Consider the following 14,245-nt stretch of genomic DNA (forward strand, 5'->3'; position numbering starts at 1 on the left):
GGTTAAACGACTTCCAGCCGAATCTTGTGCTGACTCAACAACTGCGCCAACGCCGGCACCGGCTGCTGATCGGTCACCAGGCAATCAATCAGGCTGATCGGCCCCAGGCGAATCATGGCGTTGCGCCCGAATTTGCTGGAGTCCGCCGCCAGAATCACCTGCCGCGCGTTGGCGATGATCGCCTGGGACACCCGCACTTCCTGATAATCGAAATCCAGCAGACTGCCGTCTTCATCGATGCCACTGATGCCGACCAAGGCAAAATCCACCTTGAACTGGTTAATGAAATCGACACTCGCCTGACCGACCACGCCACCGTCGCGCCGCACGTTACCGCCGGTCAGCAGGACATCGAAATCGTCCTTGGCGCTGAGCATTGAGGCGACATGCAGGTTGTTGGTGATGATCTTCAGGTGATTGTGGTTGAGCAGGGCTCGGGCAATCGATTCGGTAGTCGTACCGATGTTGATGAACAGTGAGGCGTGATCGGGGATCTGGGCCGCAATGGCTTCACCGATACGCTGCTTTTCATCGCGCATCTGGTCGGCACGCATGGCGTAGGCGGTGTTTTCGACACTGGAATCGTAGGCCGCGCCGCCGTGATAGCGACGCAACAAATTGGCTTCCGCGAGCTGATTGATGTCGCGGCGGATGGTTTGCGGTGTAACGACGAACAGCGTAGCCATTTCCTCGATGCTGACATAGCCGCGTTCGCGGACCAGTTCGAGGATTTGCTGCTGACGGGGAGGCAGATTCATGGGGCTTCCTTTGGGCTGCCGTGCAAAATTTGCCCATGATGCCGCAGGAATCTGCTCCCGACCAGTTAGAACCCTATTCGGATCCTGTTGTTGGCTTATTCAGCGCCTTCGTGTGGTTCCCAATCGCGAGTGCGGCTGACCGCCTTCTTCCAGCCGGCGTAGAGTTTTTCCTTCGCCGATTCTTCCAGGGCCGGTTCGAACTCGCGTTCGATGACGGCTTTGCCACGCAACTCGTCCAGGCTGCCCCAGAAGCCGCACGCCAGGCCGGCCAGGTAAGCGGCGCCCAGTGCGGTGGTCTCGCGCATTTGCGGACGCTCGACCTGGGTGCCGAGGATGTCGGCCTGGAACTGCATCAGGAAGTTGTTCGCCACCGCACCGCCGTCCACACGCAGGGACTTGAGGCGTTCGCCGGAGTCCTGTTGCATGGCGTCCAGCACGTCGCGGGTCTGGTAGGCAATCGACTCCAGCGCAGCGCGGATGATGTGATCCACGCGCACGCCGCGGGTCAGGCCGAACAGCGCGCCACGGGCATACGGGTCCCAGTAAGGAGCGCCCAGGCCGGTGAACGCAGGTACCAGGTACACGCCATTGCTGTCCTTGACCTTGCTGGCGAAGTATTCGGTGTCGGTGGCATCGGCGATGATCTTCAGTTCATCACGCAGCCATTGCACAGTGGAACCGCCATTGAACACCGCGCCTTCCAGCGCATAAGCCACTTCGCCTTTCGGGCCGCAAGCAATGGTGGTCAGCATGCCGTGCTTGGATTTCACGGCTTTGTCGCCAGTGTTCATCAGCAGGAAGCAGCCAGTGCCGTAGGTGTTTTTCGCCTGGCCTGGCTCGACGCACATCTGGCCGAACAGGGCGGCCTGCTGGTCGCCGGCGATACCGCCGATAGCGATGCCGCTTTTGGTGTGGCCGTAGATTTCGGAGGACGACTTCACTTCCGGCAACATCTCCCGCGGGATGTCGAGGATCTCCAGCATCTTCGCGTCCCACTCCAGCGAGTGGATGTTGAAGAGCATGGTGCGCGAGGCGTTGGTGTAGTCGGTGACGTGGACTTTGCCGCCGGTAAATTTCCAGATCAGCCAGCTGTCCACGGTGCCGAACAGCAGTTCGCCGTTGCGCGCGCGTTCACGGCTGCCTTCGACGTTGTCGAGGATCCACTTGAGCTTGGTGCCGGAGAAGTACGGGTCAGTCACCAAGCCAGTGGTGTCGCTGATGTATTGCTCGTGGCCATCGCGCTTGAGCTGCTGGCAGATCTCGGTGCTGCGGCGGCACTGCCAGACGATCGCGTTGTAGATCGGGCGGCCGGTGGTTTTGTCCCAGACCACGGTGGTTTCGCGCTGGTTGGTGATGCCGATGGCGGCGACCTGGTCGTGGTGCAGGCCGGCTTGTGCCAGGGCCTCGACCATCACGGCGCTTTGGGTCGCGAAGATTTCCATCGGGTCATGTTCGACCCAGCCGGCTTGCGGGTAATGCTGCACGAATTCGCGCTGGGCGGTGCAGACCACGTTCGCATCACGGTCGAAAATGATCGCGCGGGAGCTGGTCGTACCCTGATCAAGGGCAATGATGTAGTTCTTATTCTGAATATCGGTCATGTCGATTGCCTTGGACGAAATAAGGGAGTGAGGTCAGGCGCGGGATCAAAGGGGCAGGATCACGCGCCAACGGTATCAAGAAGTTCTTGGTTTGCCGTCAATGGCCGGTGTTGCGTCCTTTGTAGCAGGTTCGGTGCTGGGCAGATGACGGGCAATCAGCCCGCGATAGGCTGCAGCGCCGAGGCAGGCACCGACAATCGGTGCAAAAATCGGAATCAGGAAATACGGGATATCGCGCCCGCCAGTGAAGGAAATTTCACCCCAGCCAGTAAAGAAAGTCATCAGCTTAGGACCGAAATCACGCGCAGGGTTCATGGCGAAACCGGTCAGCGGTCCCATCGAACTGCCAATCACCGCAATCAGCAGGCCAATCAGCAGCGGCGCCAGCGGACCCTTGGGCAGGCCGTTGTTATCGTCGGTCAGGGACATGATCACGCCCATCAGGATCGCGGTGATGACCACTTCAACCAGGAACGCCTGGGCCGTGGACAAGGCCGGGTGCGGGAAGGTGGAGAACACTGACGCCAGTTCAAGGCTGGCCTGGGTGCCACGAACCATATGGTGAGTTTGTTCGTAATCGAAGAAGAGATTGCTGTAAAGCGTGTAAACCAACAACGCTCCGCAGAACGCGCCGGCGACCTGGGCGATGATGTAGAAGGGCAGTTTGCGCTTTTCGAAGTCAGTGAAAATACTCAGCGCGATACTCACGGCGGGATTGAGGTGAGCTCCGGAAACCCCGGCGGTCAGGTAGATCGCCATGCTGACGCCAACGCCCCAGATGATGCTGATTTCCCAAAGGCCAAAGCTGGCACCCGCGACCTTGAGCGCGGCAACACACCCCGTCCCGAAAAAGATCAACAGCGCAGTTCCCAGGAACTCGGCCATGCATTGACTCGAGAGTGGCGGTTGTTTCAAAGCAGTTGTCATCGAAAACCTCATTTTTGTTGTTGTCTGGCGCTTTGTCATCTTGGTCAAAGCGCGATTTTCACCGAGTCAGGATCCCCATCCTGATCTTGGTTTACTGCCGAGTACGACTTCGCGATCATTCCTACAGTATTCGCATTCGAAAAAATATAGACAAGAAACGCTGCTGTCAAAGGTCGAAAGTGAACCGTCAGTCACATTTAAACTATTCGCCGTGTGAATGATCGTGTTGGTGGCTTGGGAAGCGGGCTGCAAACCCATGAAGCTGGGCCGCGCCAAGCCTTTGAAATAGCGCCGCAATAGAGCCTTTTGTTGATCAATGACCTAGAATCTGGCGCAGTGTTTTTCTTCTGCCGCCAAGCCTGGAGCTGCCATGACGCCCGCATTGGATTTGTTGAAAAAAGTTCGCGCCGAACATCGTGTGCACAGTTACGAACATGATCCGAAAGCGGCGTCCTATGGGCTGGAGGCGGCGGAAAAACTGGGCTTGGACCCGGCGCAGGTGTTTAAGACCTTGCTGGCGGCCAGTGAGAAAGGTGAATTGCTGGTGGCGGTGGTGCCGGTCGTCGGAAGTCTTGATTTAAAGCACCTGGCGCACGCGGCCGGGGTGAAAAAAGTCGAAATGGCCGATCCGGCGGCCGCACAACGAGCGACCGGTTACCTGTTGGGTGGCATCAGTCCGCTGGGGCAGAAGAAGCGTCTGCGCACCTTTATCGATACTTCGGCGCAGCCGTTCGCCAGCATTTTTGTCAGTGCCGGGCGGCGCGGGCTGGAAGTGGAATTGGCGCCTGCGATACTGGCCGAACATACTCAGGCCAAGTTTGCGGATATCGGTCGCGTCTGACTCAGGGAGAAGGTTATGCAGCTGGAATATCATCAGGTCGATGCGTTCAGTGATCGGCCGTTCAGTGGCAACCCGGCGATGGTTTACCGGCTCGATGCCTGGCTCGCCGATGAATTGATGCAGAAGATTGCCGCCGAGCACAACCTCGCCGAAACCGCCTTCGTGGTCCGCGAAGGCGTGGCGTGGCATATCCGCTGGTTTACCCCGACGACTGAAGTACCGTTGTGCGGGCATGCGACCCTGGCCAGCGCTTATGTGCTGTTTGAAATCTATAAAGAACCGGCCGAGCGCCTGGATTTCATCTGCAAGTCAGGCCCGTTGAGCGTCAGCCGGGAAGGCGGACGGCTGTGGCTGGACTTCCCGGCGATCGTGCCGTCGGAAGTCGGCGTGACCCTGGATGTCGAGCGTGCCCTGGGTGTGGAAGCGGTGGATGTGCTGGGTTCGAATGAATTGTTGGTGGTGCTGGAGTCCGAGGAGGCAGTGCTCGATTGCAAGCCCGACATGGCGGCCCTGGCGAAACTGCCGTGGCCGGGCGCAATCGTCACGGCCAAGGGCGGCAAGCATGATTTTGTTTCCCGGTACTTCGCGCCGGCGATTGGCATCAATGAAGACCCGGTGACTGGCTCGACCCATTGCAGCTTGATTCCGTACTGGTCGAAGCGCTTGGGCAAGTCGAGTTTGACGGCGTATCAGTGTTCTGCCCGGGGTGGAGAGTTGTTTTGTCGGCTGGAAGGAGAGCGGGTGAAGATTGGCGGGAAGGCGACGCTTGTAGCGAGCGGCAGGTTATTGCTCGGATGATGTCTCTGTAGGAGCGAGGCTTGCCCGCGAAGGCGTCAGACCTGCCAATAATGACGTCGACGGACACGACGCTTTCGCGGGCAAGCCTCGCTCCTACAGGTTTCGGTGTCAGTGGGCGGTGCTGTACCGGCGAACACCGGATTCAACCACCGGAATCTGCGCCGCCGTACTGCCGGATGCCTGGAACAGCACCAGATGCTCGGCCACCACCCGAATCCCCACTTGTGCGCCCACTTCATGATCGGCATGGCTCGGGAAGACCGATTCCAGCTGAGCCCCCGTCGGCAACTGCAGGCGATACAACGTCGTAGCACCCAGGAAGGTCTTGCCGACGATGCGGGCTTTCAAGGCGCTGTCCGGCGCATAAACGATATCGTCCGGGCGCAGCAAAACATCGACGGCACTGCCAATCGGCCAGGTGTAGGCGCGATTGCCGCGTAACTCGCCGAGCTCGGTCTGCACCGACTCCGGGCTGCTCAATTGGCCGCGAATGAAGTAGCCCTGGCCAATGAAACTGGCCACAAACGGGGTCAGCGGTTCGTGATACAGGTTGTAGGGCGTGTCCCACTGCTCCAGGCGACCTTCCTTGAACACCCCGACATGATCGCTGACAGCGAAGGCTTCTTCCTGGTCGTGGGTGACCAGAATCGCGCTGGTGCCACGGGCCTTGAGGATGTCGCGCACTTCATGGCTGAGTTTGCGCCGCAGTTCGCCATCGAGGTTGGAGAACGGTTCGTCGAGCAACAACAGTTGTGGCTCGGGCGCCAGGGCGCGGGCCAGGGCGACACGTTGCTGCTGACCGCCGGACAGCTCATGGGGAAAACGCTTGCCGAGGTTTTTCAGGTTGACCAGTTCCAGCAACTCTTCGGTCACCCGATCCTTTTGTGGATGCTTGCGGATGCCGAAGGCGATGTTCTCGGCCACGCTCAGATGCGGGAACAGGGCGTAGTCCTGAAAGACCATGCCGATCCGGCGCTTCTCCGGAGCAAGGGTGAAACCGGCGCTGGAAATGGTTTCGCCACCGAGCTGGATTTCACCTTCGTGCACCGGTTCGAAACCGGCAATGGCCCGCAGGGTGGTGGTCTTGCCGCAGCCCGAAGAGCCCAGCAGACAACCGATGTCGCCGGCATTCAAATGCAGGTTGAGGTTCTGCACGACCCGCTGGTCTTGATAGCCGCAGGCAAGGTTGCGCAGGTTGAGCAGTAATGGCTGGCTCATGCGTGGTGATACGCCGGTGTGACGAGAAACTCGAGCAAGGCCTTTTGCGCGTGCAGACGGTTTTCCGCCTGGTCCCAGGCTACTGAGCGCGGATCGTCCAGCAGGTCGAGGCTGATTTCTTCGCCACGGTGGGCCGGCAGGCAATGCATGAACAGCACGTCGGTGGCGGCCTGGTCGAGCAGCGCACGATTGACCTGGAACGGCGCGAACAACTTCAGCCGCTTGGCGGTTTCTTCTTCCTGGCCCATGGAGGTCCAGACGTCAGTGCTGACCAGGTGCGCGCCGCGCACGGCATCCTGTGGATCGCGGACGATGGTCACACGATCGCCGGCCTTGGCCACGAATTCAGGGTTTGGCTCGTAACCTTCCGGGCAGGCAATGCGCAGCTGGAAATCAAACTGGATCGCCGCTTCTATATAGCTGTTGCACATGTTGTTGCCGTCGCCGATCCAGGCCACGGTCTTGCCCTGGATCGAACCACGGTGTTCAAGGAAGGTTTGCATGTCGGCCAGCAACTGGCACGGGTGCAAGTCATCGGACAGGCCATTGATCACCGGTACGCGAGAATTGGCGGCAAATTCGGTGAGGGTGCTGTGGGCAAAGGTACGGATCATCACCGCGTCGAGCATGCTCGACATGACAATAGCGCAGTCGCCGATCGGCTCGCCACGACCCAACTGGGTATCGCGGGGCGAAAGGAAGATCGCCTGGCCGCCGAGCTGGATCATGCCGGCTTCGAACGAGATACGGGTGCGGGTCGAGGATTTCTCGAAAATCATCCCCAGGACGCGGTTTTTCAGAGGCTCGAACAGTACGCCGCGGTTACGCAGGTCCTTGAGCTCAACGCCTCGACGGATCACGCTGACCAGCTCTTCGGGCGTGCAATCCATCAGGGAGAGAAAGTGCCTTGCGCTCATCATTGACTACCTTTTTGCAACAGACCGCAGATACTCAAAGCCTTGTTTAACTGAAAAACGGGCGAGACCTGCGGCGTAAGCCGCACGGGGCGACGAAATAGGGGAAGGCGCGATCTTGACATTAAATGTCGCGTTTTTCCAATAGGCTACGGTGTTTAGGGGATTTCAGAGGGGCTACGGGGTGACGCAGTAGCGCTTTTGAAGCCTGTTTCCGGATAGCAGCCCGTCATTTGTACACCGTGCCCGCCGGGCATTGCAATCAAACGGGGCGGGGACGGCACGGCGATAGTCGGTTTCTGACCTGTGATTCTTGCCGTGTAGTGGCGATGTGTCTCGTCTGAAACATTTGCTAAAGCAAAGTGCTGGGTTATAACTAAGTCTCGAGCGACGCAGGAAGCCTCCGGAATGGAATCGAAAGAACAGCAGTTAATGGAATTACTCGGCCTCACAGCCCGCTCCCTGACCCATCTCACCGCGTCCATGACCTCAATGTCCTTTGAGTTGATGCGCAGTGAAGACGAAGTGACCAAGGCTGCAGGTCGACGCATGATCGACCGCATGGCCACCATCAGCAGCGGGCTTGACGAGCACTGGCGGCTGATTGGCGAACTCACCGGCGTGCATGTCGCCCACGAGCAGATTGAAACCATCCAGGAAATCCAGTTGCAGGCGCCGCCCCGGCTGCCGCCGAACTGAGTCCGCACCGCCATCGGCTGGCCTGATGGCCACCGATTCACAAGACGAACGTCGCTGGCGCAGCGACGGTTCGCGCGCCATAGTTTTGTTCCCGCGGCTGATAACGCCCGCCCAGAACAAAACAGAGACTGGCCATGACCAAGACTCTTCATCACCGTGCCTGCCACCTGTGCGAAGCCATTTGCGGCCTGACCATTGAAACCACCGAGGCCGAAGGCCGGGTGCAGATCACCTCGATCAAGGGTGACCCCCAGGATACGTTCAGTCGCGGACATATCTGCCCCAAGGCCGTGGCCCTGCAAGACATCCAGAACGACCCCGACCGTCTGCACCAGCCGATGCGGCGCGTGGGCAGCGAATGGCAACCCATTGCGTGGGAAGACGCCTTCAACCTCGTAGCCGAACGCCTGGCAGACATCCAGGAGCGTCACGGGCAGAACGCGGTGGCGGTTTATCAGGGCAACCCCAGCGTGCACAACTATGGACTGATGACCCACAGCAATTACTTTCTCGGGCTGCTGAAAACCCGTAACCGGTTTTCCGCGACCTCGGTCGATCAGTTGCCCCATCACCTGACCAGCCATCTGATGTACGGCCACGGCTTGCTGTTGCCGATCCCGGACATCGATCACACCGATTTCATGCTGATCCTGGGCGGTAATCCCCTGGCCTCCAACGGCAGCATCATGACCGTGCCCGACGTGGAGAAACGCCTGAAGGCGATCCAGGCCCGGGGCGGCAAAGTGGTGGTGGTCGATCCGCGCCGCAGTGAAACGGCGGCGATTGCCGATCAGCACCTGTTCGTGCGTCCTGGCGGCGATGCGGCGCTGTTGTTCGGGTTGCTCAATACGTTGTTCGCTGAAGGGCTGACTCGCGACAGTCATTTGCCGGTGGATGGCCTGGATGAAGTGCGTGAGTCGGTCGCGGGTTTCACCGCCGAGGCCATGAGCCCACTGTGCGCCGTGCCTGCCGAGCAGATCCGCCAACTGGCCCGGGACTTTGCCGCTGCGCCGACAGCGGTGTGCTACGGGCGCATGGGTGTCTCGACGCAGGCCTTCGGTACGTTGTGTCATTGGGTGGTGCAGTTGATCAATCTGGTCACCGGCAACCTCGACCGTGTGGGCGGTGCCTTGTGCACCGAACCGGCAGTGGATTTGGTGGCGTCCACTTCGGGCGGGCATTTCAATCGCTGGCAGAGCCGGGTGTCCGGGCGTCCGGAGTACAGCGGCGAGCTGCCGGTGTCGGCGCTGGCCGAAGAGATGCTCACCGGCGGGGAAGGGCAGGTTCGCGCGCTGATCACCGTGGCCGGCAATCCGGTGTTGTCCACGCCCAACGGCCGGCAACTGGAGCAAGCGCTGGACGGGTTGGAGTTCATGGTCAGCATCGACCTCTATATCAACGAAACCACCCGCTACGCCGACCTGATCCTACCGTCCACCTCGGCCCTGGAAAACGATCACTACGACACCACGTTCAATATGTTTGCCGTGCGCAATGTCTCGCGCTTCAACCGCGCGATCCTGGCCAAGCCGGAAGGCGCGTTGCACGACTGGGAGATATTCGTCGGTCTGGCCAAGGCGTTTGCGGCGAAGACCGGCAAAGAGCTCAAGCCGACCATCGCCCCGGCGCAAATGATCGACTATGGCTTGCGCATGGGATTGTATGGTGATGCTTCAGAGCACAAGTTGTCGTTGGCGACCTTGTTCGATCATCCCCATGGCGTGGATCTGGGTGCACTCAAAACCAATCTGGCGCCGCGGCTCAAGACCGCTAACCAGCATGTGCAAGCCGCTCCCGCAGCGATCCTTGCCGACCTGGCACGTTTCTCCGCCTTGCAGGCCCCGGCCGCCGATGAACTGTTGATGATTGGCCGCCGACATGTGCGCAGCAACAACTCGTGGATGCACAACTATCATCGTCTGGTGAAGGGCAAGCCGCGCCACCAATTACTGATGCATCCGGATGACCTGGCCAGCCGTGGGTTGACCGACGGGCAGCGGGTACGGGTCAGCTCGCGGGTTGGCATGATCGAAGTTGAAGTGCTCGGCAGTCTGGATATGATGAAAGGCGTGGTCAGCCTGCCGCACGGTTGGGGCCATGCGCGGCCTGGGGTGCAGATGACGATTGCCAGCAGCCAGCCGGGGTCCAGCGCCAATGACCTGACTGACGAGTGTCAGCTCGATGAGTTGTCGGGGAATGCGGCGTTGAACGGCGTGCCGGTGACCGTGGCGGCGGCTTGAGCATGTCTGTCGGGGAGACCGAGCATGGCGCTCGGGTTTCCGTTACAATGCGCCACCGTGCCGACCCTTGAGTCGGAAAGTTCAGCCGAGGTGCTCCATGGATATCATCGAAACGATTAAAGAGCAGATTGCTAACAACACCATTCTGCTTTACATGAAAGGCTCGCCGAATGCCCCGCAGTGTGGCTTCTCCGCAAAAGCCGCGCAGTCCGTCATGGCGTGTGGTGAGAAGTTCGCGTACGTGGACATCCTGCAGAACCCGGAAATTCGCGCCAACCTGCCAAAGTACGCCAACTGGCCAACTTTCCCGCAACTGTGGGTCGGCGGTGAGCTGGTCGGCGGTAGCGACATCATGACCGAAATGGCTGCTGACGGTTCGTTGCAGGCCACGATCAAAGCGGCTGTTGAAAAAGCGGCTGCTGCCAAGACCGAAGCCTGATCCGCTTCTGCATGGGTGTCAGGCAAGCCTGAACCCCATGCAATAAAAAGCCCCGCACCTCATAAGAGGGCGGGGCTTTTTAGTGTCTCGAGTTTAGCGAAAGCTTATTTACTCTTCGCCCATCTGCGATTGCAGATAGTTCTCAAGACCGACTTTATCGATCAGGCCCAGTTGGGTTTCCAGCCAGTCGATATGTTCTTCTTCGGATTCGAGGATATCTTCAAGCAGTTCACGGCTGCCGAAGTCACCGACGGTTTCGCAGTGTGCAATCGCAACCTTGAGGTCCGCATGACCGGTGCGCTCAATACGCAGGTCGCACTCAAGCATTTCCTTGGTGTGCTCGCCGATCTGCAGCTTGCCCAGGTCCTGGACGTTCGGCAGGCCTTCAAGGAACAGGATTCGCTTGATCAGCTTGTCCGCGTGCTTCATCTCGTCGATGGATTCTTTGTACTCATGCTTGCCGAGCTTGTTCAGGCCCCAATCTTCGTACATGCGCGCATGCAGAAAGTATTGATTGATCGCGACCAGCTCATTGGCAAGGATCTTGTTGAGATGCTGGATGACTGTAATGTCGCCTTTCATGATGGGGTCCTGCCCTGTATTAACTGACTATAAGGCAGAGTTTGAGCCGCGTAATTAAGAGTGTCAAACCTAAGTTATTGAAAGTTATATGAAAATTAATCGGAATAAGAATGTTTGTGTTCCGCGTCTGGAACCTAAGCGGTTGATTTGCGGGCATAAAAAAACCGGACATGAGTCCGGTTCTTTGAAATACGGTAATTATGCGGCAGTAAATTCAACAGGAAATGGAATCGCGGCTTGGGCGGTTTGCAGCTTGGTCAGGGTTTCGCGCACCACTTCCTTGGCAAGGCAGGCACATTTACCGCATTGACTCGCTACGCCGGTGGCCTGACGGACTTCCTTATAGCTGCAGCAACCTTCATAGATTGCATCGCGGATTTGACCGTCGGTGACGCCAGTGCAGAGGCAGACATACATAAGTGAGAACCGTCGCTGGTTGTGACTCAATTGCGATGGATCTTAATGTTAACGAGAATGATTGTCAAAGTGGTTTCTGTAATCGTTGTGCAACAACCGTTGATGACTGACGAACGGTTTCCGACATGGCATTGCGACAGTAACGGCACGAGTCCGAATTTAAAAAACCGTTAAGGACAGCTCAAAAACGCCGTGTATGATGGTCGGTCCTTGCGAAGGCGGTTCGTGTCACAGGGATGTCGCTTGCGGGTGGCAGGCTGACGCGGACCCAGTTCTTCACGTTATTCAGACCAGGAGATATCCAATGAGCGTACTCGTAGGCAAACAAGCCCCAGACTTCACCGTACCGGCCGTTCTCGGCAACGGCGAGATCGTAGACAGCTTCACTCTGTCGTCGGCCATCAAAGGCAAATACGGCCTGGTGTTCTTCTACCCACTGGACTTCACCTTCGTTTGCCCGTCCGAGCTGATCGCTCTGGACAACCGCATGGCTGACTTCAAGGCCCGCAATGTTGAAGTGGTTGCCGTGTCGATCGACTCGCATTTCACCCACAACGCATGGCGTAACACTCCAGTGAACAATGGCGGTATCGGCCAGGTTCGCTACACCATGGCTGCCGACATCAAGCAGGAAATCATGAAGGCCTACGACGTTCAGTCCGCTGACGGCGTTGCTTTCCGTGGTGCGTTCCTGATCGACGACAAAGGCGTTGTCCGTTCGCAGATCATCAACGACCTGCCACTGGGCCGTAACATGGAAGAGCTGATCCGTCTGGTCGACGCTCTGCAATTCCACGAAGAGCACGGCGAAGTTTGCCCTGCCAACTGGAAAAAAGGCGACAAAGGCATGACCGCTTCCACCGAAGGTGTTGCGGCTTACCTGACCGAGCACGCTGCGGCCCTGTAAGCCCAAGCGTCAGGCATAAAAAAACCGGCCGTGAGGCCGGTTTTTTTGTGGGCGGAATAAATCCGGCGACTGGATCAGTCGTTGAAGTCTTCCCAGCCGCCCATTTGTTTCCAGCGATTGACGATGCCGCAGAACAGCTCGGCCGTCTTCTCGGTGTCGTAGCGAGCCGAGTGGGCCTCACGACCGTCGAAGTCGATATCGGCCGCCTGACAGGCCTTGGCCAATACGGTCTGGCCGTAAGCCAGACCGGCGAGGGTGGCTGTGTCGAAGCTGGAGAACGGATGAAACGGGTTACGTTTCATGTCCAGGCGCGCGACAGCGGCGTTGAGGAAGCCCAGGTCGAAGCTGCTGTTGTGCCCGACCAGGATCGCCCGTTTGCAGCCGTTGGCTTTGAGGGCCTTGCGGATGCCGCGGAAAATATCGGTCAGCGCGGTTTCTTCACTCACCGCCATGCGCAACGGATGATCAAGCTTGATCCCGGTGAATTCCAGGGCAGCGGCTTCGATGTTCGCGCCTTCAAACGGCTCGACGCGGAAGAAATAGGTGTGATCGGGATACACGAAGCCTTTTTCGTCCATGGCGATGGTGGTCGCCGCGATCTCCAGCAGGGCGTCGGTGGCCGAGTTGAAGCCACCGGTTTCTACGTCGACGACAACCGGCAGGTAACCACGGAATCGGGCCGCCATGGGATGACGAGGACCGCCTCCACCGCCTTGACCGTCCTGTTCGTCGTCGAAATGGTCTTCACTCACGCGTGTTCCTCCAGCAGGCGCCAGCGCAGTTTTTCACCGGCGCGCAGCGGGATTACGGTCAGCTCGCCAAATGGCAGGCTGGTTGGGGCGGTCCACTCTTCGCGGACCAGGGTAATGCGATCGGTGTTCACCGGCAGGCCATAGAAGCGCGGGCCGTTGAGGCTGGCGAACGCTTCGAGCTTGTCCAGCGCATTGCGCTGTTCGAAGGCTTCAGCGTACATCTCGATCGCGGCATAAGCGGTGTAGCAACCGGCACAGCCGCAAGCGGCTTCCTTGGCGTGCTGGGCATGCGGCGCCGAGTCGGTGCCGAGGAAGAACTTCGCGCTGCCGCTGGTGGCGGCGTCGAGCAGGGCTTCCTGGTGGGTGTTGCGCTTGAGAATCGGCAGGCAATAGAAGTGCGGCCGAATCCCGCCTACCAGCATGTGGTTGCGGTTGTACAGCAGGTGATGAGCGGTGATGGTTGCGCCGACGTTGGCCGGAGCCGCGTTGACGAACTGCACGGCATCAGCCGTGGTGATGTGTTCGAACACCACTTTGAGCGTCGGGAAACGCTCGACCACGCGCCGCATGTGTTCATCGATGAAGATTTTTTCGCGGTCGAACACGTCGACATCGCCACGGGTGACTTCACCGTGAATCAACAACGGCATCCCGACTTCGGCCATGGCCTCGATCGCCGGGAAGATCTTGTCGATGCTGGTGACGCCAGAATCCGAGTTAGTGGTGGCGCCGGCCGGGTACAGCTTGGCGGCGTGAACGAAACCGCTGGCCTTGGCCTCACGAATTTCTTCGGGCTGGGTGCGGTCGGTCAGGTACAGCACCATCAGCGGTTCGAAACGACTGCCGGCCGGGCGTGCAGCGAGAATCCGCTGGCGATAGCCGTCGGCTTCAGCGGCGTTGCGCACCGGAGGTACCAGGTTGGGCATGATGATGGCGCGACCAAAGGTGCGCGCGACATCCGCAACGGTATTGGACAAAACAGCACCATCGCGAAGATGAATATGCCAGTCGTCGGGACGCAGCAGGGTCAGGCGGTCGGACATGAGGGGATTCCAGGCGGGTCAAACTGAGGGGAATGCTACCGGAAAAGACTCTCTCAGGCACTCGCTATCAAGTTTTGCAGGAACGTACCGATATGAACTAGGTATGCCG

The 14,245-nt window shown here is 58.9% G+C and carries 15 protein-coding genes; 6 read left to right on the forward strand and 9 right to left on the reverse strand.

The annotated features are described in order from the left end of the window. Positions 1 to 2 precede the first annotated feature (2 nt). From HKK52_RS27185 to HKK52_RS27195, 3 genes are all read right to left on the reverse strand, one after another. The gene (locus tag HKK52_RS27185) at positions 3 to 758 is read right to left on the reverse strand and encodes a DeoR/GlpR family transcriptional regulator (protein WP_007916700.1); all 756 of its coding nucleotides are present in this window, start codon (positions 756 to 758) and stop codon (positions 3 to 5) included. A 95-nt stretch (positions 759 to 853) separates the two neighbouring features. Then, on the reverse strand, positions 854 to 2,359 hold the full coding sequence (gene glpK, locus HKK52_RS27190) for a glycerol kinase GlpK (RefSeq protein WP_054045219.1): 1,506 nt from the start codon (positions 2,357 to 2,359) through the stop codon (positions 854 to 856). A gap of 75 nt (positions 2,360 to 2,434) precedes the next feature. Then, positions 2,435 to 3,286, reverse strand: coding sequence for an MIP/aquaporin family protein (locus HKK52_RS27195; RefSeq protein WP_169373308.1), 852 nt, complete (start codon positions 3,284 to 3,286; stop codon positions 2,435 to 2,437). Positions 3,287 to 3,656: 370 nt separating this feature from the next. Here HKK52_RS27195 and ybaK point away from each other — a divergent pair, with 370 nt between their 5' ends. Then, positions 3,657 to 4,127, forward strand: a complete 471-nt coding sequence (gene ybaK / locus HKK52_RS27200; protein WP_169373309.1) for a Cys-tRNA(Pro) deacylase — start codon at positions 3,657 to 3,659, stop codon at positions 4,125 to 4,127. Between the two features lie 15 nt (positions 4,128 to 4,142). Beyond that, positions 4,143 to 4,925 carry a PhzF family phenazine biosynthesis protein gene (locus tag HKK52_RS27205; protein WP_169373310.1) on the forward strand — a complete coding sequence of 261 codons (783 nt, stop codon included), beginning with the start codon at positions 4,143 to 4,145 and terminating at the stop codon, positions 4,923 to 4,925. A 108-nt stretch (positions 4,926 to 5,033) separates the two neighbouring features. Here HKK52_RS27205 and HKK52_RS27210 read toward each other — a convergent pair whose 3' ends face one another. Both HKK52_RS27210 and argF read right to left on the reverse strand, forming a co-directional pair. Continuing rightward, positions 5,034 to 6,143: an ABC transporter ATP-binding protein gene (locus HKK52_RS27210; RefSeq protein ID WP_169373311.1), complete on the reverse strand. Its 1,110-nt coding sequence runs from the start codon at positions 6,141 to 6,143 to the stop codon at positions 5,034 to 5,036. Then, on the reverse strand, positions 6,140 to 7,060 hold the full coding sequence (gene argF / locus HKK52_RS27215) for an ornithine carbamoyltransferase (RefSeq protein ID WP_169373312.1): 921 nt from the start codon (positions 7,058 to 7,060) through the stop codon (positions 6,140 to 6,142). Before argF ends, HKK52_RS27210 begins: the two co-directional genes overlap by 4 nt. 405 nt (positions 7,061 to 7,465) lie before the next feature. Between argF and HKK52_RS27220 the strand changes: the two genes are divergently transcribed. The 3 genes from HKK52_RS27220 to grxD all read left to right on the forward strand — a co-directional run bounded on the left by HKK52_RS27220 (position 7,466) and on the right by grxD (position 10,435). Beyond that, a complete protein-coding gene (locus tag HKK52_RS27220) occupies positions 7,466 to 7,756 on the forward strand; it encodes a hypothetical protein (RefSeq protein WP_169373313.1) in 291 nt (96 codons plus the stop codon). A gap of 134 nt (positions 7,757 to 7,890) precedes the next feature. Beyond that, positions 7,891 to 9,996, forward strand: coding sequence for a molybdopterin oxidoreductase family protein (locus HKK52_RS27225; protein WP_169373314.1), 2,106 nt, complete (start codon positions 7,891 to 7,893; stop codon positions 9,994 to 9,996). A gap of 97 nt (positions 9,997 to 10,093) precedes the next feature. After that, positions 10,094 to 10,435 (forward strand): Grx4 family monothiol glutaredoxin, encoded by a 342-nt coding sequence (gene grxD, locus HKK52_RS27230; protein WP_054045200.1) that lies wholly within the window; start codon positions 10,094 to 10,096, stop codon positions 10,433 to 10,435. 108 nt (positions 10,436 to 10,543) lie between these two features. On the opposite strand, the gene bfr is transcribed toward grxD, so the two are convergent. Together bfr and HKK52_RS27240 are read right to left on the reverse strand one after the other, a co-directional pair. Further along, positions 10,544 to 11,017: a bacterioferritin gene (bfr, locus tag HKK52_RS27235; protein WP_169373315.1), complete on the reverse strand. Its 474-nt coding sequence runs from the start codon at positions 11,015 to 11,017 to the stop codon at positions 10,544 to 10,546. 198 nt (positions 11,018 to 11,215) lie between these two features. Further along, positions 11,216 to 11,434, reverse strand: coding sequence for a bacterioferritin-associated ferredoxin (locus HKK52_RS27240; RefSeq protein ID WP_008057530.1), 219 nt, complete (start codon positions 11,432 to 11,434; stop codon positions 11,216 to 11,218). 304 nt (positions 11,435 to 11,738) lie between these two features. Between HKK52_RS27240 and HKK52_RS27245 the strand changes: the two genes are divergently transcribed. After that, positions 11,739 to 12,341, forward strand: coding sequence for a peroxiredoxin (locus HKK52_RS27245; RefSeq protein ID WP_054045198.1), 603 nt, complete (start codon positions 11,739 to 11,741; stop codon positions 12,339 to 12,341). A gap of 74 nt (positions 12,342 to 12,415) precedes the next feature. On the opposite strand, the gene rnt is transcribed toward HKK52_RS27245, so the two are convergent. Continuing rightward, positions 12,416 to 13,093: a ribonuclease T gene (gene rnt / locus HKK52_RS27250; RefSeq protein WP_054045196.1), complete on the reverse strand. Its 678-nt coding sequence runs from the start codon at positions 13,091 to 13,093 to the stop codon at positions 12,416 to 12,418. Further along, positions 13,090 to 14,136, reverse strand: a complete 1,047-nt coding sequence (pyrC, locus tag HKK52_RS27255) for a dihydroorotase (protein WP_169373316.1) — start codon at positions 14,134 to 14,136, stop codon at positions 13,090 to 13,092. Before pyrC ends, rnt begins: the two co-directional genes overlap by 4 nt. Positions 14,137 to 14,245 lie beyond the last annotated feature (109 nt).

This window comes from Pseudomonas sp. ADAK2 (assembly GCF_012935755.1).
Lineage (GTDB): Bacteria > Pseudomonadota > Gammaproteobacteria > Pseudomonadales > Pseudomonadaceae > Aquipseudomonas.